Here is a 23,777-nt window from a genome sequence, read left to right on the forward strand (position 1 = left end):
GTCCTGGAGGAGTGGTCCGGGGTGTCCGGGTGGGGAAGGTGGCTGCTGCCGGTCAGCTGACGCGGCCCGCGGTGTCGAAACCGGGGGTTCGGGGCCGCGCGGCGGAGCCGCCGGCGCTACCGCCCCCGGAAAAGCCCAGCATGCGCTCCAGCACCATGTCGGCGCTGGGGTCGGGCATATCGTCGACGATCCGGCCGTCGGCGAGGAATATCACGCGGTCCGCGTACGACGCCGCGACCGGGTCGTGCGTCACCATCACCACGGTCTGGCCCAGCTCGCGCACGGAGTTGCGCAGGAAACCGAGGACCTCGGCGCCGGAGCGGGAGTCGAGGTTGCCGGTGGGCTCGTCGGCGAAGATGATCTCGGGCCGGGAGGCCAGGGCGCGGGCCACCGCCACGCGCTGCTGCTGGCCGCCGGAGAGCTGGCTCGGGCGGTGCTTGAGCCGGCCGGACAGGCCGACGGTCTCCACGACCTGCTCCAGCCAGGCGCGGTCCGGCTTCCGGCCGGCGATGTCCATGGGGAGGGTGATGTTCTCCAGGGCGGTGAGCGTCGGGAGGAGGTTGAACGCCTGGAAGACGAAGCCGATCTTGTCGCGCCGGAGCTGGGTGAGCTTCTTGTCCTTCAGTCCGGTCAGCTCGATGTCACCGATCTTCGCGGAGCCGCCGGAGATCGCGTCCAGGCCGGCCATGCAGTGCATCAGCGTGGACTTGCCGGACCCGGAGGGGCCCATGATCGCGGTGAACTGGGCCTGCTGGAAGTCGACGGAGACCGCGTCCAGGGCGACCACCTGGGTCTCGCCGTGTCCGTAGACCTTGGTGAGATCCGTGGCGCGGGCGGCCACCGCGGTGCTGCGGCCGGCGAGAGAGACGCCGGAGTGGGTGGTGGTCACGGGGAGGGACTCCTGTCGGGACGAGGGACGGGCCGCTCCCGCGCCGGCACGGTGCCGCGGCGGGTGGGCGGTGGAACATCGGCTTCCATCGTCCGGCAGCTCACCGGGCCCGGACGTCAACCCGTGTGACCGTCCTTGGGCCACCCCCAGGGATTAGCTCCCCCCGCCTCGTCATCCCTGGGTATGAGGCCGTCCCTGAGGCCGGCGGCGCCGAAAGGGAGCCGCGCGGGCGGTGCCGGAGGGGCTGGGAAGGGCGTCGAGGAGCCCTCGCGCGGGCGTCGAGTTTTCGTCAATTCAGGGTCGAATTTCGCCCTGGCAGTCACCGGCGAACATGGGCTTCAGGCATGTGCCGGAGGCCCTGGCGGTCACTGATGCACCCTCAGTTGCCAATAAAATAAGACAACCTCGGGAAGAGCGGCCGATCTGCCTGGTGCACTGCGGGCTACGCTCGTGCTGCCTTCTTTGAGGTGGCATGGGGGACCCCAAGCCCGGATGGTGGAATGCAGACACGGCGAGCTTAAACCTCGCTGGCCTTCGGGCCGTGCCGGTTCAAGTCCGGCTCCGGGCACCTCTCGCGGGCAGCGGGACAAAGACCCGTAAATACCTGAATATTCAACTTGCTTGTCGAGGAGGGGCCGCCGGGAAAACCCGGCGGCCCCTCCTCGGTATTGCGCGCTCCGCGCTCAGCGCTCCACGAGCGCGAACAGCGCCTCCCAGCGGGCGACAATCTCGTCGGTCGAGAACCGCTGGATGTTCTCCCGGGCGGTGACGCCCATCCGGTCCCGCAGCTCCTCGTCCGACATCAGGGCGTCGAGGTGCCGGGCGAATTCGGTGATGTTGCCCGGCGGGGCCAGGAAGCCGTCGGTGCCGTCCGTGATGATCTCGCGGACGCCCGGCGCCACGTCGAACGCCACACACGGCACCGCGGTGGCCATCGCCTCCATCGGCGCGAGCGGGAAACCCTCACCGCGCGAGCTCAGCGCGAAGACCGCGCTCTCCCGCAGCGCACCGGCGACGTCGCTGGTCCGCCCCATCCACTCGACCGAATTGGCCACTCCCAGCTCGGCCGCCTGCTTGCGCAGCGCCTCGGCCTCCTCACCGGAGCCGTAGATCCGCAGCGTCCAGTCCGGGTGCTGCGGCGCGACCTTCGCCCACGCCTCCAGGAGCAGGTCGACGCCCTTCTCCTCGTGCAGCCGGCCGATGCTCGCCACGACCTTCCGGGACCGGTCCGAGGGGACGTCGGGGAAGAACGGCAGCGGGTTCGGCATGAAGCCGACGTTGTCCATCCGCTGCCGGATCCACTTGTCCGCGTCCTCCCGGGTGAGCGGCAGCATCCGGTCGACGTCCTGGTAAAACCGCTTGACGCGGGCGAACCTGGACGACTTGCGGCAGGTCTCGAACGATTCGTGGCTCATCCCGATGACCGCCAGCCCGGCGGTGTCGGCCAGCGCCACCCACTCCATCGCCCACACCTGGGTGACGATCACCACGCCACCCGGCTGCGCGGCCCGGAACAGCGCGCTCATCTTGGCGGCCTGCTCGTGCATCCCGGCCTCGCGGGCGGCCCGGCGGCGCTGCTCGACGACGTTCAGCTTGTCCTTCAGGCTCCGCACCGGGCGGACGCTCGGCGGGTGCACGTCGTACAGCGTGGTGGTCTCGTAGGGCAGGTCGGGGCCGAGTTCGTGGACCCGGCCCTCGGGCGGCGGCACGATTCCGACGACGTGCACCCGGTGGCCCTGCTCGGCGAACAGGCGCGCCATCTGGTGCGACCAACTGGTGATGCCGCCCAGCTCGTTGACGCTGTTGGAGACGAAGAAGATGTCCCGCGGCCCGGCTGCGTTCGACTTGGTCATCAACGGCTCCACTGCGCAAAGAACTGGTCGACGATGCTCTGTGCGGCGTCGCCCTGGTCGTATTCCCCGAACTTGGCGACGAATTCCTTGCGGTCCTTGGCGTATTCCAGCTGCTGGGACTCGAAAGACTCCATGGCCTCGAAGAAATCTTCCTCGGTGCGCACTACCGGGCCCGGTGCGTGCTCCAGCAGATCGAAGTACGTTCCGCGGCCCTCGTGCACGTATTCGTCGTAGTCGTAGGTGAAGAACATCAGCGGCCGGTCGAGCAGCGCGTAGTCGAACATCACCGACGAATAGTCCGTGACCAGGCCGTCGGCCAGCTCCAGGATCGGGGTGATGTCGTGGCGCGCGGAGACGTCGATGACCCGGCCCTGCACGGTCGGCGGCAGCACCACGTGGTTGAGGTAGTGCGAGCGGACGAGCAGGACGTAGCGGTCGCCGAACTCGTCGGCGAAGCGCTCCACGTCGAAGGGGAGCGCGAACCGGCCGTGCCGGCCGCCCGCCTTACGGAACGTCGGCGCGTACAGCAGCACCTTCTTGTCCGCGGGGATGCCCAGTTCGGCCGCCAGCGCGCCGCGCTCGCGGTGGCCCAACTCGGTCTCCCGCAGCCGGGCCCGCACCAGGGCGTCGTTGCGCGGGTAGCCCACCCGCAGCAGGGTCTTCTCCTTCAGGCGGAACGCCTTGGCCAGCGTCCGGGCATCGTGCTCGGTGCGGCACAGGAACCGGTCGAAGCGGTCCAGCGACTCCTGCTGCTCGGCCTGCTGCTGGCGGGTCTGCGCCTTGAGCGAGGGCTGGTCGAAGCCCATGTTCTTCAGCGCCGAGCCGTGCCAGGTCTGGAGGTAGGTGGTCTCGGGGCGCTTGGTCAGCTTGAGCGGGTAGCTCTGGTTGTCCACCCAGAACTCGGCCTGCGCGAGCGCCTTGAGGTACGGCAGCGACCAGCGCTTGACCAGCGTGGCGTCCTTGGGGAAGTCCTTCGGGGACCCGGCGTAGGCCCAGATCGCCTCGAACTCCAGGCCCTGCCGGCGCATCTCCTCGTAGATGGCGCGCGGGCTGTCGCTGTACTGCTTGCCCAGGTGGCTCTCGAAGACCACCGTGCGCTTCTTGATCGGCAGCCGGCTGAACACCTCGTGGTACGCCCGGAGCTTGGTGTCCCCGGAGGTCAGCGTCTTGCGCAGCGCCTTGGCCTTGCGGTAGCCGCTCTTGGCCAACGTCCCCGGCTTGCCGCGGACGCTCTTGGTGATGAGCTCCTGCACGCGCTCGGCGTTCTGGCTCTGGCTGGTCAGCCGGAACGCCAGGTGGCCCTTGGAGGAGACGTGCGGCTCGATGTGGTCGGCGACCATCCGGGTCAGCCGCGGCCGGATCGGCAGCGGCCCGCCGGCCAGCTCGGTGTCGGCCACCGTCAGCCGGGACGTGGTGGGCACCCCGTCGACGTTCAGCCGCAGCCGGACGTCCCAGATGGTGTCGACGATGCCCAGCGGGCGCAGCCGCGCGGTGACGTCCGCGGCGGTCTCCCACACCACGGCGTCGCCCTCGTGGCGCAGCGTCTGGATCGGGAAGCTGAAGGACTGCAGGCTGCGGCGGCGGGCGCTGAACTCCAGCGCGCCGCTGAGCTTGGCGCCCTCGGGGATCACTCCGAGCGGGTTGGTGATCCGACCGGCCAGCGAGACGGTGCTGCCCGCCTCGGAGAACCGGGTGAGCTGGTTGCGCAGGAACAGCTGGTTGACCGGCTTCTCGTGGTAGCCGACCTCGGTCACGTCCAGCACCTGGCGGCCGAACGCGTCGTCGAAGTGCCCGCCGCACCAGTAGATCCGGCCGTCGTGCGGGGCGAGCGGCGAGGAGAGCTTGTCGCGGTTGATGAGGGTGTCGACCGCCGGGATGAGGTTGTCCCAGTCGCCCTTCTGGAGCAGGTAGGCGCAGATGGCCTGTATCGGCAGGACCCGCTCGTACGCCTCGGGCGAGAGGCCGGCGAGGTACTCCTGGGAGAGCGCGGCGAACTCCTGGCGGTACGCCTCGTCCCGGAAGGGCAGGTCCCGCAGGTGCAGCACCAGGTCGTGCTTGAGGAATTTGACGTCCTTGGCGAGCTTCATCTCGGTGAGCCCGCGCTCCACCAGTGCGGCGTCGATCCGCCGGTGGACCTCCAGCCGGTGGATGTAATTGGTCATCTCGTGCCGTCGGTTCGTCACCGACTTCACGGCGGCCTTCTCGAAGACGTTCCAGAAGTAGACCTGATTGGGGATCAGGGTGATGCGCTTCGCCGCGAGATAGGCGTCGGCGATAAACATCAGGTCCTCGTAGAACATCCCCTTGGGGAAGCGGAGATCATTCTCGATGAGGAATTCGCGGCGGTAGCACTTGTTGGTGGAGAGGGTGTCCCAGACGAAAAGGTCCGGCAATTCCGTAACGGACTCAAGGGTGCGGGTCGTGGAATACAGCCAGGCGTACCACTCGTCGCGCTTCTGGTTCCGGGTGTCCTTGTGGATCCGGACGCAGAGACCGGAGACGATGTCCGAGCCGGTTTCCTCGGCGGCCTCCAGCAAATTGCGGCAGGCGTTGTGCTCCAGGACGTCATCGCTGTCCAGGAACATGACGTACTGTCCCCGGGTGTGCTGAATGCCGAGGTTCCGCGGCTCTCCGCCGGCGCCACTGTTCTCCGGCAGCTGGAAGGCTCTGACCCGCCCGGGGTGGGCAGCGGCGAGCGCTTGCGCGACCTCGAAAGAACGGTCGGTGCTGCAATCGTCGACGATCACCACCTCAACGTCCCGGAGTGTCTGATCCAGCACGGACTGGACCGCGGTCGGCAACCGGTCGGCGTCGTTGTAGACAATGACGACTACTGAGACGTCAGGCACAGGCACCTCAACCCTCTTTCGCTGCTGTTTCCGGCCAGAATAGCCCCATCTGCACACGGGGTTTACGACCACCCGCACCCGGACCGCTACACGTGGTGACGGGGTGCTGCCCGGGGAAGGGCAGGTACCGGCTAGCCAGTATGACGGCGACTCTGGTCAATCGGTTGCGTAGGCGCGGCGCGATCAGACCTTTATCGGATTCGGATCATGCCGGTGACCCCCAGCTCCCGGAGTTGACGGGGTGGGGAAATGCTCGTTCGACGGCGACGGGAAAAGATCGATTACCCGGATTTTGTCCGGACTATCTGGCGGCCGGACCCGACCGCCCGGAGGGCCGGCGAGTGGCATATGACACAGCGGCAGATGTGACGAAGATGGCGTCGGCCGGTACTCGATCGGCCGGTTCGGGCACCTCTGCGCGTCTCTGAACGTCCTCCCTGCAGAGGACGTGTACTCCGTGGGGTGGGGGAAGATCCTGCCCAAGAACGAGAGACGTGTCTTTGCCAAGCCATTACGCTTGCGTCAAGGCCGCGCAGGGCGGCCATGGAGGAGTGAGATGAGGAGCAGTAACCCGGTCTTCTCGCGACGGGGGTTCAGCCGAGGCAGCGGCTACGCGGACTTCACCGCACCGCCGCAGGCCGGGGGTCCCACCGCCACCCCGTACGCCGGGGCGAACCCGTACGCCGGAACCAACCCGTACGCCACTGAGGCGCCGCAGGCACCGCAGTACACCCCGCAGACCCGCCCCATGACGATGGACGACGTCGTCCTGCGCACGGGCCTGACGCTCGGCACGGTCATCGTCGGTGCCACCGTCGGCTGGCTGTTCCTGACCGGACAGCTCGCCTTCGCGATCGGCGCCGGTCTGGCCGCGACGGTGCTCGGCTTCATCCAGTCCTTCAAGCGCAAGCCCGTCCCGGCGCTGATCCTGGGCTACGCGGCCCTGGAGGGCGTCTTCCTCGGCGCGCTCAGCGGCTTCATCAACGACCTGCCGAAGATGAACGGCGCCCCCATGCAGGCGGTGCTGGGCACGATGGCGGTGTTCGTCGCCATGCTGGTCGCCTACAAGACCCGGATCGTCCGGGTCACCGCGCGGTTCACCCGCTTCGTGATGATTGCGGCGCTGGGCTTCGTCATGCTGTCGCTGGTCAACCTCCTGTTCATGGTGTTCGGCGGGGGTGACGGCCTCGGCTTCCGCAGCGGCGGCCTGGGCATCCTCTTCGGCGTCGTGGGCGTGGTCCTCGGCGCGCTCTTCCTCGCCATGGACTTCAAGCAGGTCGAGGACGGCGTCGCCTACGGCGCACCGCGCGAGGAGTCCTGGCTGGCCGCGTTCGGTCTCACCACGACCCTGGTGTGGATCTACTGGGAGATGCTGCGGCTGATCTCGATCCTGCGCGACTGACGCCCCGTACAGCGGACGAGGGGCCCGCGGGCAACTGCCCGCGGGCCCCTCGCGCGTGCCGGGACACGCCCCGGGCCCGGTCAGAACTTGCGGGCTGCGCGCCTCAGATCGTGTTCGTGGACGATCGCTTTGGCGTGGCCGTGCGAGAGATTGTGCGCGCCGCGCAGCCAGCTGACCTTTTCGTCGAAGCGGACGAGAGCGGGGCCCTCGTCGACGGTACGGAGCCAATCGGAGATATCCCGGCCGGTGCAGTGCGGGATGCGGGAGAGCATGTTCCGGTGGGTTTCTTCGGAGAAGGACTGAGACATCGGCGCCTCCGGACGCGGTCGATGCTGGTTCTTCCGCCCACCGTGCCTGAGCGTTCGGGCGTTGGCAACCACCCGGGAGTTGCGCCTAGGCTCACGCTGTGCTTGACGTGACGCCTTTGCAGACCGCCGTGGACGCCCTCGCCGACCGCCTCCGGGCGCTGCCGCAGAGCGCCCTGCGCCGCGGTGCCGCGGCCGAAGGGCTCGCGCTGGCCCGGGAGTTGGCGGCCCGCGCGCAGCTGATCGAACGCCCTGGGGAGCGGCCCCGGGAGCTTCCGGACGCCGGGATGTTCGCGGCCGGCGACCAACTGGCCGTGGCCGGTCACGACCTCGTCGAGGCGCTGCGGACCGTCGCCGCCGTGGCGGCGACGGACGGCCGGATCGGCGCGGAAGCTGACGCAAAAACGGCCCCCGCCGAGCAACTGGCCCAGGCCGTGCAACGGGTCCGGGACGCGGCTCAGAGCGAGGCGATGACCCGGTCGGCGAGGATGTAGACGCTCTCGTCGCGGCGCTCGCCCCACGAGAACGTCAGGGCGTAGGCCCCGGAGATCCCCGAGCCGCCGAGCAGTACCGGGGTGTGGCCCTCGCGCAACGCACCGGCCACGCTCTCGGCGGTCTCGCGGTGCCCGGGGGTCAGACACAGCGTCGTGCCGTCGGCGAAGACGTACACGTCCAGGGTGCCCAGCGGGCCGGGGCGGACGTCGGCGAGCGGGGTGGCCTCGCGGGCCAGCTCCGCCAGGCGCGCCACGGTGCGCTCGTGGTCGGCGATGGCCGGGACGGGGGAGAAGTCCGGGTGCGAGGGGTGGCGCCGGCGGGCGGCGGCCAGCTCGGCGGACTCGGTCTCCTCGGCCAGCTCGAACTCCGGCGCGTCCAGGGACTCCAGCGCCTCGACGGACTCCAGGGCTTCCAGTGACTCCAGCGACTCCAGGGCCTCGACGGGCTCCAGTGCGGGCAGCGGCTCCAGGGCCTCCGGGCCCAGCAGCGACTCCAGCCCGGCCAGGTCCGCCTGGCGCGGCACGAACGGATGGCCGTCGAACCGGTCCAGCTCCAGCCGCTCGGACGCCTCCCGCCGGCTCTCGCGGCCGTCGAGCGGGCCGTCGTCGCCGAAGCCGGGCAGCGGCCCGGACAGCGACGGGGCGTCCGCCGTGTTCAGGGAGTCCCGGGCCTCCTGCGCGGCCCAGAAGGCGCGCGCCTCGGCCAGCTCCCGCTCCCGCTCCTCGGCCAGCGCGTCCGCGACGGCGGCGCGTATGTCCGCGAGCGGGGTCTCGACGGCCGGCACCCCGCGGGCGGCCGGGACCGCGGCGCCGGCCACGCGCGCGGCCTCGGCGCGGGCGCTGGCGTCCGCGCGGGCGGCGACGAGCTCGGTGTGCAGCGCGGTGATCTGGCCGCGCAGCGCACGGGCGGTGTACAGGGCGACGGCGCCCAGCACCACGGCGACCGCCGCGGTCAGCAGCAGGACGAGGGTGGTGACAGTCATGCCGAAACCTCGCTTCGCTCGGCCTCGCACTCGCGAGGCGCGCACCTTTCGGTGGTTCGCTCACTTCCGGGCATACGCACACACTGTCGCGGACCGGTCACCGGCGTACTCCCGTTAGCAGATTGTTCTCCGACTTCCTACAACAGCGTGACCGAAGTCGGCGACAGATCGCAGGGTGGTATGTCCCGAAAAGGGGGGTGCATGGGGGCTCCTGGGGTGTAGTGGCCCCCTGCTGAGCTGCAAGAACACTGGCCCCTCGGGATGTTGGTCACAATCCTGGGAGCGATTGGGTCGCGATCTTGTCACCGAGTGGCCTGGGTCACTCAGCGTCGCGGACGGTGTCCGGGCGAGCGCGAAGGGTGCGCGGGGAACGGGAGTTGGTCCGTTTCCCCGCGCACCCTTCGGTGCGCTGGCGCGTGGGCCCGCGTCGGCTCGGCTCGGCCGCGCGCGCTCAGCTCGGCTGCGCGTGCCGGCCGCTACAGCTCAGCTCAGCCGCTCGATGACCATCGCCATGCCCTGGCCGCCGCCGACGCACATGGTTTCCAGGCCGAACTGCTTGTCGTGCCACTGGAGGGAGTTGATCAGGGTGGTGGTGATCCGGGCGCCGGTCATGCCGAAGGGGTGGCCGACGGCGATCGCGCCGCCGTTGACGTTCAGCCGGTCCAGGTCGATGCCCAGGTCGCGGTAGGAGGGGATCACCTGGGCGGCGAACGCCTCGTTGATCTCCACCAGGTCGATGTCGGAGACCGACAGGCCGGCGCGCTGCAGGGCCTGCTTGCTGGCCTCCACCGGGCCGTACCCCATGATCTCGGGGGACAGGCCGGAGACGCCGGTGGAGACGATCCGGGCCAGCGGGGTCAGGCCCAGCTCGCGGGCCTTGGTGTCGGACATGATCACGAGTGCGGCGGCGCCGTCGTTCAGCGGGCAGCAGTTGGCGGCGGTGACCAGGCCGTCGGGACGGAAGACCGGCTTCAGGCCCTGCACGCCCTCCAGGGTCACGCCGGCGCGCGGGCCGTCGTCCTTGGAGACGACCGTGCCGTCGGGCAGCTCGACCGGGGTGATCTCCCGCTCCCAGAAACCGTTCTTGATCGCCTGCTCGGCGAGGTTCTGGGACCGGACGCCGAACTCGTCCATGTCCTGGCGGGTGATGCCCTTGAGGCGGGCGAGGTTCTCCGCGGTCTGACCCATCGCGATGTACGCGTCCGGGACCAGGCCGTCCTCGCGCGGGTCGTGCCAGTCCGCGCCCTCCTGCTCGGCGCGGGCGGCGGTGCGCGCCTCGGCGTCCGCGAAGAGCGGGTTGTGGGTGTCAGGCAGGCCGTCGGAGGTGCCCTTGACGCTGCGCGAGACCATCTCGACGCCCGCCGAGATGAAGACGTCGCCCTCGCCGGCCTTGATGGCGTGCAGCGCCATCCGGCTCGTCTGGAGCGAGGAGGAGCAGTAACGGGTGACCGTGCAGCCCGGCAGGTGGTCCATCCCCATCTGGACGGCCACGATGCGGCCGAGGTTGTGGCCCTGCTCGCCGCCGGGCAGGCCACAGCCGAGCATCAGGTCGTCGATGTCGGTCGGGTCCAGCTCGGGCACCTTGGCGAGGGCCGCCTGGATGATCGTCGCGGTGAGGTCGTCGGGGCGCAGGTCCTTGAGGGAGCCCTTGAAGGCGCGGCCGATCGGGGAGCGGGCGGCTGAGACGATCACGGCTTCGGGCATCACGGCTCCAAGGGGTGAGTGGGTGCGGCGTCCGGTGCCCCGCCCGCGTGATGGCGGCTGGGCGGTGGGCGGCAGAACAGGGCGGACCGTCTGGGAAGTTACCTGCACGTAGTGCGAGAGGTCACGGGGTGTGCGCTGTGATGCGGGCCTCTTTTCTAAGCGGGCGCTTATGGAAACGGTGGAGGCGGGGCCGCTATTCCCCGCCGGGAGCCCGGCCCGGGGCGGCCCGCGCCCCTGACGTGCACCGGCGCGCGCTGCCACCCCGCGCGTGCTGCCACCCCGCGCGTGCTGCCACCCCGTGCGCGCTGCTACCCCGTGACCGACGGCCGGTCCGCGGTGCCCTCCTCCGGTGCCGGCAGCTGACGGCGCCGACGGTGCTTGAGCAGGGCCCAGGGGGCGCGGGAGGCGGTGACCTCCGTGCCGCCCTCGGAGGCGGCCCGGGCCGCGGCCTGCTCGACGGGGAGGATGCCCTCGCGCCGGGCGGGCTCCGGCCGTTCCTCCTCGGGCCACAACCCGAGCGCCGCGCATAGGGTCGGGAACACGGCCATCGCGGCGGTGGCGTACCCCTCGGCCGAGGGGTGGTAGTTGTCCGGACCGAACAGCTCCCGGGGGCGGGCCTCGAACTCCGGGCCGAGCAGCGCGCCCAGCGAGACCGTCCGGCCGCCGTTCTCGACCACGCCGATGGTCTGGGCGGCCGCCAGCTGCCGGGACAGCCGGCGGGCCACCCACCGCAGCGGCTGGTAGACCGGCTCGATGGTGCCCAGGTCGGGGCAGGTGCCGACGATCACCTCGCAGCCCGCCGCGCGCAGCGCCCGCACCGCCTCGGACAGGTGCCGCACCGACTCGGCGGGCGGCAGCCGGCGGGTGACGTCGTTGGCGCCGATCATGATGACGCAGAGGTCGGGGGTCTCCGCGCCGTCCGCGAGCAGCAGCTCCACCTGGCGGGGCAGGTCGTCGGACCGGGCGCCGGGCAGCGCCACGTTGCGGAAGTCGACGGGGAGTTCGGCGAGCGCGGCCAGGCCGGAGGCGAGCAGCGCACCGGGCGTCTGGGAGGGGCGGTGGACGCCCTGGCCGGCCGCGGTGGAGTCGCCGAGGAAGCCGAGTCGCAGCGGGGGCCGGTCGGTGCGGTGGCCGAAGGCGGCGCCGTAGCGGCCGTCGGCGCACGGCGGGATGTCGCTGGAGCCGCCGACCGTGCGGCGGGCCAGCCGGGCCTCGGTCAGCAGCAGCCCCACGGTGGCCACGCCCAGCAGCCCGATCCCGCCGCCGCCGAACGCGGCCGCGGTCGCGATCCGCCGTGCCACCCTCGCCCTGGACCTCGTCGTCACCATCGGCCGGCACCTCCCCGTGCAACGCGGGCGCGCCGCGGCCCGCCGGCCGGACGCGCTCGTGAAACGCCAACAACTCCTTCACCGGGTAAATGCCCGTTCCGGGCGGCGGCGCAACGCACCGGACCTCCGATGGAGCCCTGCGAACGAACCCGCGGGCCCTTGGTCCACCAGGGCAATAGGCTGGCGGCACGGGCGCAGGAGAGCGTGCCCCCGACCGCGGAGACCACCGTGCAGTTTTACGATTCGATGATTGAGCTCGTCGGCAACACCCCGCTCGTGCGACTCAACAACGTCACTCAAGGGATCCAGGCAACCGTCCTGGTGAAGGTCGAGTACTTCAACCCCGGAGGATCGGTCAAGGACCGCATCGCGGTGCGCATGATCGAGGCCGCCGAGGAGTCGGGCGAGTTGCAGCCGGGCGGCACCATCGTCGAGCCGACTTCCGGCAACACGGGTGTCGGGCTGGCGATCGTGGCCCAGCAGAAGGGCTACAAGTGCATCTTCGTCTGCCCCGACAAGGTGTCGACGGACAAGATCAATGTGCTGCGGGCGTACGGCGCTGAGGTGGTGGTCTGCCCGACGGCAGTCGATCCCGAGCACCCGGACTCGTACTACAACGTTTCCGACCGCCTGGTGCGTGAGACGCCCGGCGCCTGGAAGCCCGACCAGTACAGCAACCCCAACAACCCGCGCTCGCACTACGAGACCACCGGGCCGGAGTTGTGGGAGCAGACCGACGGGCGGATCACCCACTTCGTGGCGGGTGTCGGCACCGGCGGCACCATCAGCGGCACCGGCCGCTACTTGAAGGACGTCAGCGAGGACCGGGTCACGGTCGTCGGCGCCGACCCGGAGGGCTCGGTCTACAGCGGCGGCTCCGGCCGGCCGTACCTGATCGAGGGCGTCGGTGAGGACTTCTGGCCGACCGCCTACGACCGCTCGGTCGCCGACGAGATCGTGGCGGTCTCGGACAAGGACGCCTTCCAGATGACCCGGCGGCTGGCCAAGGAGGAGGGCCTGCTGGTCGGCGGCTCCTGCGGCATGGCTGTGGTGGCCGGTCTGCGGGTCGCCGAGCGGCTCGGACCGGACGACGTGATGGTCATCCTGCTCCCGGACAGCGGCCGCGGCTACCTCTCCAAGATCTTCAACGACGAGTGGATGGCCGACTACGGCTTCCTGGAGGAGAGCGGCACCGCGGCCCGGGTCGGCGAGGTCCTCCAGTACAAGGAGGGCGAGCTGCCGTCCCTGGTGCACATGCACCCGGAGGAGACCGTCGGCGAGGCCATCGAGGTGCTGCGCGAGTACGGCGTCTCGCAGATGCCGATCGTCAAGCCGGGGGCCGGGCACCCCGACGTGATGGCCGCCGAGGTCGTCGGCTCGGTCGTCGAACGGGAGCTGCTGGACGCGCTGTTCACCCAGCGCGCCGCACTGTCCGACCCGCTGGAGAAGCACATGTGCCCGCCGCTGCCGCAGGTCGGCTCGGGCGAGCCGGTCTCCGACCTGATGGCGGTGCTGGAGAACGCCGATGCGGCGATCGTCCTCGTCGAGGGCAAGCCCAAGGGCGTGGTGAGCCGGCAGGACCTGCTGGCGTACCTGGCGCGCGGGGTCGCCAAGTAGCCGTCGCCGCCGGGCGTCGCGCCCGACGCGGTGTCAAGTGTCCGTCAGGAAAAGGCCCGTCGCCGCAAGGTGTACGTATGCGTCACGTGCGCGCAGCACGGGCTTAACACTTCTCCGGCACATTGAGGTGTGCAGGCGATACGGACCTCCGGAGCGGCTCCCGGACCTCCACGATCGCCAGGACGCGATGACCGGCCTGACCCGGATCGCGTCCCGCGCGGGGACCGCCGTCGTCCCGCCCCCGGCTCCGGCCGGGGTGCGGCGGTCCCCGCACTACTTCTTCCGCCGGTCCGCCGGTCCGCCGGTCCACCGGTCCACCGGTCCACCGGTCTTCTGGCCCACCGGTCCGCCGGTCTTCGGGTCTGCCGGCCTTCCGGCCGGGCTCCCGGTCTTCCGGTCTTCCGGTCGGGTCAGTCCCAGTCCTCGTCGCGCTGCCCCGGCCGCGGCGACCGCCGCCCCAGGCCGTGCACGGCGTTGACGCCGACGATGCCGGCCCAGCACACCGCCAGGCCGACCAGCCCGGCGTTGACCACCGCGATCGCGGACAGGGGGATGGCCAGCACCAGCGAGACCACGGCGAACGTGAACCGCTCCCAGAACTCGCTGCCGGCGTTCGTCCGGCGCGGCGGCTGCGCCCCGCGCGCCACCTGCATCTGCTGCTCGGCCAGTTGTCGGCGCACCCGCCGGTCGACGTCCTTGTCGAGCTTCTCCAGGAAGGACTCCACCAGCTCCGACTCGTACTCCGACCCCAGCTCCTTGCGCGTCTGGAGGGTCGCGTCGAGTTCTTTCTTCAGCTCAGGGTCGTGTGTCGCCATGGCACCGAGAGTACGGCCGGGTGATGCGGCGGTGCGCTGGGGCTATCCCCCCAATCCGACGGGGGTCCGGCTCCCCTCCCCGGGCTCCGGTTCCGCCAGCCGCGCGGTGTCGTTACGAGCGGCGATCCAGTAGAGGACGGCGGGCACCGCCAGGCCGATCAGCCAGGAGACGTCGGCGCCGCCGAGCGGGGCGACCAGCGGCCCGGTGTAGAAGTGCGTGGCCAGGAACGGGAGTTGGGCCAGTACGCCGACGACGTACACGGTCAGTGCGCGCACGTTCCAGGCGCCGTACCGGCCGCCGGGGTCGGTGAGCGCCGGGATGTCGTAGCGCTCCTTGGAGATCAGGTAGTAGTCGACCAGGTTGATCGCCGACCAGGGCGTGAAGAACGTCAGCAGGAAGAGCAGGAAGTCCTTGAAGGAGGTGAGGAAGGAGTCCTTGCCCAGGAGGGCGACGGCGGTGCCGGCCACCATGATCCCGGCGATGTACGCGGACCGGCCGCGTGCCGAGAGGGTCCGTTGCCCGCGGAAGCCGCTGACGCTGGTGACCAGCGACATGAAGCCGCCGTAGGTGTTGAGGATGTTGATGGTGAGCTTGCCGAGGGCGATGACGAAGTAGAGGCACGAGGCGATCAGTCCCGTGCCGCCCAGCCCGACGACGTAGCCGACCTCGTGACCGACGAACGCCCCCGGGGCCGCGGCCGCCGCCAGCGCCCCGAAGGTCATCGACCACTGCGCGCCCAGTACGGACCCGCCCAGCGTCCACCAGAAGGTCGCCCGGGTCGAGGTGTGGCGCGGCAGATAACGGGAGTAGTCCGCCACGTACGGGCCGAACGCCAGCTGCCAGGATGCCGAGAGCGAGACCGCGAGCAGGAACACCGGCAGCCCGAAGCCGCGGTCGTGCAGCAGCGCGGCGAGGTCGACGCGGTCCAGCAGTCGGATGCCGAGGTAGACGAAGGCCAGCGCGCAGACCAGGCCGGCGACCTTGCCGAGCAGGTGGATGAGGCGGTAGCCGACGGCCGCGGCCAGCGCGGTGATCGCGGCGAAGAGCACGATCCCGACCGTCCCGCCGAGGTGCGTCAGTTCGCCCACCGCCTGCCCGGCGAGCACGCTGCCGCTGGCGAAGAAGCCGATGTACATCACGATGACCAGTGCCAGCGGCACCACCGCCCCGCGCACCCCGAACTGTGCCCGCGAGGTGATCATCTGCGGCAGGCCCAGCCGCGGCCCCTGCGCGGAGTGCAGCGCCATCACCGCCCCGCCCGCGAGGTTGCCCAGCAGCAGCCCGATCAGCGCCCAGAAGGCGTTGGACCCGAAGACCACGGCCAGCGCGCCGGTGACGACGGCGGTGATCTGGAGGTTGGCGCCGAGCCAGAGGGTGAACTGGTTGACCGCGCTGCCGTGCCGTTCGTCGTCCGGGACGACGTCGATGGAGCGCTGCTCGATCACGCCTGCCATGGGTGCCGCCTCTTCCGCCGCGCTGCATGTATGGATTCATGCAGGATCAGGCTCGATGAATGGAAGGTCAATAGGCGGGCGGCGATTCGCCCGCTCGCGGGGGCTCGACGCACGGAGCAGACGGGTGCCCGGCGCTCCGGTACCGTCTGGGCACGCATGCCGGACGTCGGCGGACGGGGAATGGCGGGTCTCATGAAGCAGTCCACCACCAGTGCGGGACACGGACCGGCCGACCCGGGCGCGACACCGGACCCGGGGCAGCCGGCACCCGACGACACCGACCGGCGGCCGCCGGAATCGGGCGAGGTCGCCGAGCGACTGGAGGCGTACCGCACCGAGCTGACCGGCTACTGCTACCGGATGCTCGGCTCCGCGTTCGAGGCCGAGGACGCCGTCCAGGAGGTCATGGTCCGGGCCTGGCGCGGCTACCACCGCTTCGAGGGCCGGGCCTCCCTGCGCTCCTGGCTCTACCGCATCGCCACCAACGTCTGCCTGGACCTCCTCAAGGGCAGCAGCCGCCGCGCCCGGCCGATGGACCTCGCGTCCCCGTCGAGCGTCGACTCCCCGATCGGGACCGGCAGGCCCGAGACGACCTGGATCGGACCGCTCCCCGACGAGCGGGTGTTGGCCCGGGCCGGCGACCCGGCGGACACCGCGGTCGCCCGGGAATCGGTCCGGCTGGCGTTCGTCTCCGCGCTCCAGCGGCTGGCCCCCCGGCAGCGGGCGGTGCTGATCCTGCGGGAGGTGCTCAGCTGGTCGGCGAGCGAGGTGGCGGAACTCCTCGACAGTTCGGTCGCCTCCGTCAACAGCGCCCTCCAGCGCGCCCGGGCCACCCTGGCTGCCTCCGGCGACGCCCCGACCGCGCCCCCGCCCAAGCCGCTGGACGACGCCCAACAGGCCCTCCTCGAACGCTACGTCGACGCCTTCGAGCGCTTCGACATGACGGCCCTCACCGCCGTCCTGCACGAGGACTGCACCCTCTCCATGCCGCCGTACGCGCTGTGGCTGCACGGCCGCGCGGACGTCGTCGGGTGGATGCTGGGACCGGGCCGCGGCTGCGAGGGCTCGCGACTGGTGCCGCTGACCGCGAACGGGATGCCGGCCTTCGGGCAGTACCGCGCCGGCGGCGTCCCCTGGGCCCTCCAGGTCATCGAGATCACCGACGGCCGGATCACCGGGCTCAACGCCTTCCTCGACACCGACCGGCTCTTCCCGCTGTTCGGGCTGCCGTTGCGGTACGAGGGGTAGCCGGGACGTCCGGGATGGCCAGCGGCGCGGGAGCCCGGGACCGGGACGGCGGCACCGGCCGGTCGCCCGCGCCCGCCGGGGTCGGGAACGCGCCGGTCGCCCGTCGTGAGCCGGTCGCCCGTCGCGCGCCGGTTGCCCGTTGCGGGCCGGTTGCCCGTTGCGGGCCGGCCGGTGCGTGTGCGTGTAGGTGTGCGTGTGCGTTTCCTGGTCCGTGCACGACTGCTGGTCCGTGCACGACTGTTGTTCCGCGCGGGACTGCTGTTCCTCGCGGGGCTGCTGTTCAGTGCGGGACTGCTTTTGAGTACGCGTCGGGTGGCGGTCCGTCGTCGGACGGCAGGGCGCCGTTCAGCCCCGTGGCGGCCAGTAGCAGCCCGAGCGCCTCGGGGACGTGCCACAGCCGGATGCCCGGGCCGCCCAGCCGCCGGGCGGTGAGCTGGAGGCGCAGCAGCGCCTGGACGGTGGCGGTGTCCGGGGCGGTGACCGCGCGGACGTCGCAGAGCACCGTCGTCCGCGGCCGGGCGCGGAGCAGCCGGTCCAGCCGCGTGCAGAGCGCCGGGACGTCGGTGGTGGCGATCGACGGGCCGAAGTGCCAGACGACCGTCCTGGGGGTGTGCGGCACGTTCGGCCTCCTGTCGCCGGGCGGGTGGGGTGCGGGCACGGGGGTGGGTGTGGCTGTGGCTGTGGCTGTGACTGTGGGGCGGGTGGGGCTCTGAGTGGGCGGGGCGGTTACGGGATGACGTCGGGGAGACCGTCCGGGACGGCGGAACTCATCGGGGAAGGCCCGCGCCGGGCCGACGAGTTCGCACGGCGGCCGCGGTCCGACCTCGCGAACCGCCCCGGAAGGACGCTGACCGGGGCCGCCACGGCGGTCCCGGCGCACCCGTATGGGACGACGAGCGGGGTGACAAAAGGGGTGAAAAGTAAGGCGATGAGCAGGGTGGGCGAGCAGGGCGGGTGGGTCGGAGACGGCGCCGGCGGGCGGGCGGGGCGCCGGTCGGATGGCCGGAGCATGCCGCCACGCCCCGCTCCACCCCGGACCCGGGACCGACGCGGCCGAGGAATTCCGTACAGTCGGTGCACCGACATCAAGGCCCCGGACCGGGCCGGGAAGAAGAGGCGATGAGCGGGGACGGGGACAACGGCGTCCGTACCAACGGGACGCGGCAACGGGGCACGGGCGCGTCGGGGAGTACGGCAGCGGGCGGCGCCACCGGCACCGCCGCCCGCCTCCAGCGGCTCTTCGAAGGGCACCGGCTGACGCCCACCCAGCGGCGGATCGCCCACTGCATGGTGCGGCGGGCCGCCGACGCGCCGTTCCTCTCCAGCGTCGAACTGGCCGAGCTGGCCGGCGTCAGCCAGCCGTCCGTGACCCGCTTCGCCGTCGCGCTCGGCTTCGACGGCTACCCGGCGCTCCGCCGCCACCTGCGGGACGTCGCCCCCGCCGAGCAGCCCGGCGTCTCCGGCGCGGACAACGAGTACCAGCAGGCCGTCCTGGCGGAGATCGACAACCTCCGCCACCTCGCCGACGCCCTCGCCGACCCCGGCCCGGTGACCGAGGCCGGCCGTCTCCTCGCCGCCTCCCGTCCGCTCCCGGTGCTCGGGCTGCGCGCCGCCACCGCCCAGGCCGCCGGTTTCGCGTACTTCGCGCGCAAGGTCCACCCCGACGTCCGCCTGCTGGACGAGGGCGGCACCATGCTCATCGACCGCATCGACGCCGCGGCCCACGCCGGCGCCAGCGCCCTGCTCTGCTTCGCCCTGCCCCGGCACCCCCGCGAGGTCATCGACGCCCTGGCCTACGCCCGCACCGTCGGGCTCACCGTCGTCACCGTCGCCGACAGCGCCTTCGCCCCGGTGGCCCACCACACCGACCTGCTCCTGCCGGCCCCGGTCGGCACCGGCCTGGCCTTCGACACGGCCTGCGCCCCGATGCTCCTGGGGCGCGTCCTCCTGGAGGCGATGTGCGACGACCTGCCGGACGCCCAGGCCCGCCTGGAGGAGTTCGACGCCAAGGCGGCGGAGCGCGGACTGTTCGTGGAGTGAGGACGCTCCGGGGGAGCGCCTCCAGGGGAGGGCGGTTCCGGCAGAGCGCTGCTTCGGGGGCGGGTGGGGCGTCTCGCCGCTGGGGCTTGCGGGCTTCACCGTTCCCGGGGACCGGGGACCGGGGCCCCGGGAACCGTTCCGGCTCCGGCTCCGGCTCCGGCTCCGGCTCCGGCTCCGGCTCCGGCTCCGGGCCCCGGCTCCCGGCTCTCCGCTGATCAGCCCAGTGCCAGTTTCCGCAGGTCGTTGGCGTGCTCGGCACCGCTCTCCGCGGTGAGCTCGTCCAGCGTCTGCGGGGTGCGGACGGTCGCGAAGGCGTAGGTGCCGTCGGAGGACGGTGCGTAGCCGTAAACACCGGGGCGGGGGAGTGAGTTGTAGGCGAAGTGGGTGGAGAAGTAGTACGCGCCGGTGTCCAGGAGGGCGACATGGTCGCCGGAGTCCAGACGGGGCAGCGGTCGGTTCTCGGCGACCAGGTCGCCGGCGAAGCAGCACGGGCCGGCGATGTCCTGCGGGACCGGCGCCCCGGTCTTCGGCCGGCCGGCGGAGTCGTACGCCGCCACCCGGATCGGCCAGGACGAGGGTGCGAAGACCGTGCGGGTGGCGACCTGGGCCCCGGCGTGGGTGAGGGCGATCGATCGGCCGCCGGCCCACTTCGCGTACTCGACGCGGGCCACGACCATGCCGTGCTTGGCCAGCAGTGACCGCCCGAACTCGGTGACCAGGCCGTAGCGTCCGGAGAACAGGCCGGGGACCGTCGAGCGGAGCAGCGCGGCGTACTCGCGGTAGGTCGGGGTGACGGTGTCCGAGGAGAAGTTGACGGGCAGGCCGCCGCCGATGTCGAGGGTGGTGATCCGGGGGCCGCCGGCTTGTTCGTTGATTTCCTCGGCGAGGTCGTAGAGCGCCCGGACGCCCTCCGCCATCCGCTCCAGCGGCATGCCCTGGGAACCGACGTGGGCGTGCAGCCGGGTCAGCCACGGGCGGTCCAGGCAGGCCCGGACGACCCACTCGCGGGCGCCCGGGTCGCGCAGCGGGATGCCGAACTTGGAGGTGTCGGTGGCGGTGCTCATCGCGCCGATGCTGCCGCCGCCGATCTGCGGGTTGACCCGCAGCCCTATCGGCGCGGTGGACGGGGCCGAGGCCATCATCCGGTCGATGCGGGAGAGTTCCTCGTGGTTGTCGACGTTGATGGCGATGCCGAGGGCCAGTGCCTCACGGAGTTCGGCGAGGGTCTTGGCGGGGGAGTCCAGGACGGTGTGCCGGGCCGGGACACCGGCGGCCCGGGCCAGCGCCAGCTCGCCGGGGCTGGCCACCTCGCAGCCGATCCCTTCCTGTGCCAGCAGCCGCAGTACGGGCACGAGCGAGGCGGCCTTCACCGCGAACGCGTGCAGCACCTGGGTGCCCGGGGCGGTGAACTCCGCGAAGGCGGCTCGGAGTTCGGCCGCCGACCGGCGGATCCCGGCGACGTCGAGCAGCCCGGCCACGGGCTGGCCGGTGCCGACCAGCCCTTGAGTGATGGCTGCCTGAACGGCACGGTCTCGGTCCGTGAAGGTCATGACTCAACTTCATCATCCGACGGGCGCCCCGCGCCACGATCGAAGGGGAAGGTCGGAGCCCTTCCGGTGCTGATGTTGTGCCGATCTTGTGCACCCGGTCGTGGCGTTACCGATCGTGACGTTTCCGAGCTTCGCGTTACCGAGCGTGCGTCTGTTGCCCGCTGCCCGCTGCCCGCTGCCCTTAGCCAGTCGTCTGCTGTGCGATGCGCCCGTGCCGTGCGCCGCCCCGTGCCGCGCCCGTGCCGTGCGCCGGCGGGAGCCCTGCCCGGGGCTCCCGCCGGCCGGGGCGGAGCCCGGAGCCCCCCGGCTCCGCCCTCCGCCCCCGCCCCCGTCGCGCCCTATGCCGGGCGGGCGCCGCTGAGCTGTGCCTTGCTCTGGCGGGCGGTCAGCCGGGAGCCGGACTCGCGGCGGGCGGCGCGGCGCAGCAGCGGTATCGCCAGGAGGAAGCCCAGGACGGCCCAGGCGGCCAGGACCAGGGCGATGGTCGGCAACTGCCAGGAGCCGGCTGGTTCCACGGCGCGGGCGGCGTCCGGCAGGAGGGCCGCGCGCAGGCCCTGCGCCATCCACCGGAGCGGGAAGACCGAGGCGATGTTCTGAACCACCGTCGGCATCCGGGATATCGGGAACATTGCCCCCGAGGTGACCAGGAGGGCCATCGCCGGCAGCATGATCATCGCCAGTGCCTCACGCGGATTGGGCAGTACCGCCCCGATCGCCGCGCCCAGCGGTACGACAGCGAGCAGGCCGAGGGCGGTGACCCACAGCAGCGTCACCCAGCCGGCCGCACTGTGCGGCAGCGGCCCGTCGACCAGTGCGGCGCCGGCGCCCAGCAGGACCGCCAGGGTGCCCAGTGCCATGACCACGATCAGCAGCGACTTGGCGATCAGGTAGGCCGGTATGCCGCCGGGGGTGGTCCGCAGCCGCAGCAGGGTGCCCTCCTCGCGCTCGGTCACCAGGATCTGCGGGAGGCTGATCAGGCCGATCTGGAACAGCAGGTACGCGGCGAAGCCCGCGAGGGTCAGGTGCGCCATCGGGATTCGGGTGCCGGGCACGTCGCCGCTGATGAAGCCGGCGAGCAGCAGGGCCACCACGACGTTGGTCAGATAGCCGCCCAACTCCTTGCGGTTGCGCAGGAGGTGACGCAGCTCGATGCCGCCGCGTCGGAGCCCCGCCTGCCAGGAGCGGAGCCGCGCGGGACGGGCCCCACCCCGGCCGGTGGTTCCCTGGCCGGTTGTGCCCCGGTCGGTGGTGCCCTGATCTCCGGCCGCCGTGTCGCGGTCCCGGTCCGGCGCACCCGGGCCGGTGTCCGTCGTCGCTGTCATCTCGGTCCCCCTCATGCTGCTGCCTCCCCCGTGCCGTCGCCGGCCGGGAAGCCGGTGCGGTGTGCGTCGTCGTCCGTGCCCTGCCGGTGCACCATGTGCAGGTAGGTGTCCTCCAGCGTCGGGCGGCGCACCTCCAGGTCCGCGATCGGTCCGGCCGCTTCGCGGTGCAGTTCCCAGACCAGGTGGGACGGGTCCGCGGTGCGCTCGTGGCGTGCTCTGCCGTCGGACGCCGTCCAGCGGACCTCGGCCTGTGCGGCGGCCCGTCGGGCGAGCTCGGCTGGGGTGCCGCAGGCCCGGATCCTGCCGTCGACCAGCATCGCTATCCGGTCGGCCAGCCGCTCGGCCTCGGCCAGGTCGTGGGTGGTCAGCAGGATCGTGACGCCCTCGGTGCGGGCCAGCCGCTCGACCAGGTCGTGGAAGGCGCGGCGCGCCTCCGGGTCGAAGCCGGTGGTGGGCTCGTCCAGGAAGAGGAGTTCGGGGCGGCCGACGATGGCGAGTGCGACGTCGAGGCGTCGACGCTGGCCGCCGGAGAGTCGGTCGACGCGCTGCCGCGCCTGGCTGGTGAGGCCGACCAGGTCGAGGAGTTCGGCCGGGTCGCGCGGATCCGGGTAGTACGTCGCGAAGTGCGTCAGCAGCTCCGCGACCTGCCAGCGGCGGTGGTCGCGCCAGGACTGGAGGACCAGCCCGATCCGGCCGCGCCAGACGTCGTCGGCGCGCGCCGGGTCGGCCCCGAGGACGCGCACCTCACCGGCGGACCGCTGCCGGAAGCCCTCCAGGATCTCGACGGTGGTGGTCTTCCCGGCGCCGTTGGGCCCGAGCAGGGCGAAGATCTCGCCGCGCCGGATCTCCAGGTCGACGCCGCGCAGGACGGCGGTGCTGCCGTACGACATCTGCAGGTCGCGGGCCTCGACGACCGGCGCGGCGCCGGTCGGGGCGGTGGGTGTGGTGGTCATCGATGTGCTCTCCGGGCGTGCGGTCGTGGTCATCGGCCCGCCTCCGCGTGCTGTTGGGGTGCCGGCCGGGGCGCTGTGGGGCCCGCGCCCTCGACGATGGCGCGGAGGGCGGCGACATGGCCCTCGAAGGCGGTGCGGCCCCGGGCCGTCAGTCGCACTTTGGTGCGCCGTTTGCGGCCGCCGCCCTCTTTGTGGATCTCCAGGTATGCGGCCTCCTCCAGCGTGTGCAGCTGTTTGGAGAGCGCGGAGTCACTGAGCGAGAGGCTGTCGCGGATGAACGGGAAGTCGGCCCATTCCGTGGCGGCCAGCAGGGCCACCACGGACAGCCGGGTGGACGGATGGATCAGTTCGTCGAAGCCCGAGGGGGTGCTCATCGGTCTGCCTCCTCATGGACGGTTCTCACGGTGTCGTCGCCGCGGCGCGGTTCCGGAGTGGGCTGATCGCCCACCGGTTGGCGGGGCCGACGAACAGGACGAAGGCGCCGGCGGAGACGGTGGCCTGGATCACGCTGCCGTAGGGCAGTGCCAGCCACTCGGTCAGGAAGCCGGTGAGGACGATCGTGCCGCCGCTGAGGACCCCGCCCGCGAGGAAGGTGGCGAAGCTGCGCCAGGTGTACCGCGAGCGGTGCAGCCGCACGCGGGTCCGGCGGCTGTAGACCACCGCCAGGGCGACCAGGGCGCCGACATAGACGGCGACGAGCAGTATGGAGCCCCACCGCGGGAGCTTGAGTCCGTAGCTGGCGAGGAAGAGCCACATGAGGGCGGCCGTCACATACGTCGACCGTCGGTCGCCGTGTGCGCAGCGCTCGACCTCGTCGTACACCCGCTCCTGAGGGACCCGGATGCGCTGGAGATCCTGCCAGGCCCGCTCGGCATCCACTGGTGTCGTCATGTCCTTCGCCTCCCCGTAGACGTGTCGGACGGTCCGTGTCACACGGACGGTGCGGGGATCGCCGGCGGCGCCCCCGTTC

Annotated in this window: 20 protein-coding genes and 1 tRNA gene; 6 read left to right on the plus strand and 15 right to left on the minus strand. The window is 71.7% G+C overall.

Annotated elements, in window-relative coordinates:
• Positions 1-52 precede the first annotated feature (52 nt).
• Positions 53-889 (minus strand): ABC transporter ATP-binding protein, encoded by an 837-nt coding sequence (locus ACO0M4_RS22625; protein WP_430372733.1) that lies wholly within the window; start codon positions 887-889, stop codon positions 53-55.
• A gap of 486 nt (positions 890-1,375) precedes the next feature.
• Here ACO0M4_RS22625 and ACO0M4_RS22630 point away from each other — a divergent pair.
• Positions 1,376-1,457 (plus strand) — tRNA-Leu (locus ACO0M4_RS22630).
• A 115-nt stretch (positions 1,458-1,572) separates the two neighbouring features.
• Here ACO0M4_RS22630 and ACO0M4_RS22635 read toward each other — a convergent pair.
• Positions 1,573-2,742, minus strand: coding sequence for a glycosyltransferase (locus ACO0M4_RS22635; protein WP_430372735.1), 1,170 nt, complete (start codon positions 2,740-2,742; stop codon positions 1,573-1,575).
• Positions 2,742-5,591 carry a bifunctional glycosyltransferase/CDP-glycerol:glycerophosphate glycerophosphotransferase gene (locus ACO0M4_RS22640; protein WP_430373902.1) on the minus strand — a complete coding sequence of 950 codons (2,850 nt, stop codon included), beginning with the start codon at positions 5,589-5,591 and terminating at the stop codon, positions 2,742-2,744. The genes ACO0M4_RS22635 and ACO0M4_RS22640 overlap by 1 nt, the downstream gene beginning before the upstream one ends.
• A gap of 556 nt (positions 5,592-6,147) precedes the next feature.
• Between ACO0M4_RS22640 and ACO0M4_RS22645 the strand changes: the two genes are divergently transcribed.
• Entirely contained in the window at positions 6,148-6,993 is an 846-nt protein-coding gene (locus ACO0M4_RS22645) for a Bax inhibitor-1/YccA family protein (protein WP_430372737.1), read from the plus strand.
• Positions 6,994-7,073: 80 nt separating this feature from the next.
• On the opposite strand, the gene ACO0M4_RS22650 is transcribed toward ACO0M4_RS22645, so the two are convergent.
• Positions 7,074-7,301, minus strand: a complete 228-nt coding sequence (locus ACO0M4_RS22650; RefSeq protein WP_100605152.1) for a DUF4287 domain-containing protein — start codon at positions 7,299-7,301, stop codon at positions 7,074-7,076.
• A gap of 98 nt (positions 7,302-7,399) precedes the next feature.
• On the opposite strand from ACO0M4_RS22650, the gene ACO0M4_RS22655 reads away from it, so the two are divergent.
• Entirely contained in the window at positions 7,400-7,792 is a 393-nt protein-coding gene (locus tag ACO0M4_RS22655) for a hypothetical protein (protein WP_430372738.1), read from the plus strand.
• Here the strand turns inward: ACO0M4_RS22655 and ACO0M4_RS22660 are convergent.
• The 3 genes from ACO0M4_RS22660 to ACO0M4_RS22670 form a co-directional block, all read right to left on the minus strand.
• Positions 7,756-8,775, minus strand: coding sequence for a hypothetical protein (locus tag ACO0M4_RS22660; protein WP_430372739.1), 1,020 nt, complete (start codon positions 8,773-8,775; stop codon positions 7,756-7,758). The two genes, ACO0M4_RS22655 and ACO0M4_RS22660, sit on opposite strands and share 37 nt — an antisense overlap.
• 483 nt (positions 8,776-9,258) lie before the next feature.
• Positions 9,259-10,479: an acetyl-CoA C-acetyltransferase gene (locus ACO0M4_RS22665; protein WP_430372740.1), complete on the minus strand. Its 1,221-nt coding sequence runs from the start codon at positions 10,477-10,479 to the stop codon at positions 9,259-9,261.
• Positions 10,480-10,787: 308 nt separating this feature from the next.
• Entirely contained in the window at positions 10,788-11,807 is a 1,020-nt protein-coding gene (locus ACO0M4_RS22670) for an SGNH/GDSL hydrolase family protein (protein ID WP_430372741.1), read from the minus strand.
• Between the two features lie 228 nt (positions 11,808-12,035).
• Here ACO0M4_RS22670 and ACO0M4_RS22675 point away from each other — a divergent pair, with 228 nt between their 5' ends.
• The gene (locus tag ACO0M4_RS22675; protein ID WP_430372742.1) at positions 12,036-13,424 is read left to right on the plus strand and encodes a cystathionine beta-synthase; all 1,389 of its coding nucleotides are present in this window, start codon (positions 12,036-12,038) and stop codon (positions 13,422-13,424) included.
• A 410-nt stretch (positions 13,425-13,834) separates the two neighbouring features.
• Here ACO0M4_RS22675 and ACO0M4_RS22680 read toward each other — a convergent pair whose 3' ends face one another.
• Positions 13,835-14,239: a hypothetical protein gene (locus tag ACO0M4_RS22680; RefSeq protein ID WP_430372744.1), complete on the minus strand. Its 405-nt coding sequence runs from the start codon at positions 14,237-14,239 to the stop codon at positions 13,835-13,837.
• Between the two features lie 42 nt (positions 14,240-14,281).
• Positions 14,282-15,694, minus strand: a complete 1,413-nt coding sequence (locus ACO0M4_RS22685) for a purine-cytosine permease family protein (protein ID WP_430372746.1) — start codon at positions 15,692-15,694, stop codon at positions 14,282-14,284.
• Between the two features lie 192 nt (positions 15,695-15,886).
• Between ACO0M4_RS22685 and ACO0M4_RS22690 the strand changes: the two genes are divergently transcribed.
• Positions 15,887-16,942, plus strand: coding sequence for a sigma-70 family RNA polymerase sigma factor (locus ACO0M4_RS22690; protein ID WP_430372748.1), 1,056 nt, complete (start codon positions 15,887-15,889; stop codon positions 16,940-16,942).
• A 280-nt stretch (positions 16,943-17,222) separates the two neighbouring features.
• Here the strand turns inward: ACO0M4_RS22690 and ACO0M4_RS22695 are convergent, their stop codons facing one another.
• Entirely contained in the window at positions 17,223-17,561 is a 339-nt protein-coding gene (locus ACO0M4_RS22695) for an STAS domain-containing protein (protein WP_430372750.1), read from the minus strand.
• A 500-nt stretch (positions 17,562-18,061) separates the two neighbouring features.
• Between ACO0M4_RS22695 and ACO0M4_RS22700 the strand changes: the two genes are divergently transcribed.
• Complete coding sequence (locus ACO0M4_RS22700) at positions 18,062-18,982, plus strand: MurR/RpiR family transcriptional regulator (RefSeq protein WP_430372751.1); 921 nt, start codon at positions 18,062-18,064, stop codon at positions 18,980-18,982.
• 215 nt (positions 18,983-19,197) lie between these two features.
• On the opposite strand, the gene ACO0M4_RS22705 is transcribed toward ACO0M4_RS22700, so the two are convergent.
• The 5 genes from ACO0M4_RS22705 to ACO0M4_RS22725 form a co-directional block, all read right to left on the minus strand.
• Positions 19,198-20,532 (minus strand): diaminopimelate decarboxylase, encoded by a 1,335-nt coding sequence (locus tag ACO0M4_RS22705; RefSeq protein WP_430372753.1) that lies wholly within the window; start codon positions 20,530-20,532, stop codon positions 19,198-19,200.
• Between the two features lie 338 nt (positions 20,533-20,870).
• Complete coding sequence (locus ACO0M4_RS22710; protein WP_430372754.1) at positions 20,871-21,854, minus strand: ABC transporter permease; 984 nt, start codon at positions 21,852-21,854, stop codon at positions 20,871-20,873.
• Between the two features lie 11 nt (positions 21,855-21,865).
• On the minus strand, positions 21,866-22,840 hold the full coding sequence (locus ACO0M4_RS22715) for an ABC transporter ATP-binding protein (protein ID WP_430372756.1): 975 nt from the start codon (positions 22,838-22,840) through the stop codon (positions 21,866-21,868).
• Entirely contained in the window at positions 22,837-23,181 is a 345-nt protein-coding gene (locus ACO0M4_RS22720; protein WP_430372758.1) for a transcriptional regulator, read from the minus strand. Before ACO0M4_RS22720 ends, ACO0M4_RS22715 begins: the two co-directional genes overlap by 4 nt.
• 25 nt (positions 23,182-23,206) lie before the next feature.
• Entirely contained in the window at positions 23,207-23,698 is a 492-nt protein-coding gene (locus ACO0M4_RS22725) for a hypothetical protein (protein ID WP_430372759.1), read from the minus strand.
• Positions 23,699-23,777 lie beyond the last annotated feature (79 nt).

The organism is Streptomyces sp. RGM 3693 (assembly GCF_050471125.1).
Taxonomy (GTDB): domain Bacteria; phylum Actinomycetota; class Actinomycetes; order Streptomycetales; family Streptomycetaceae; genus Streptomyces.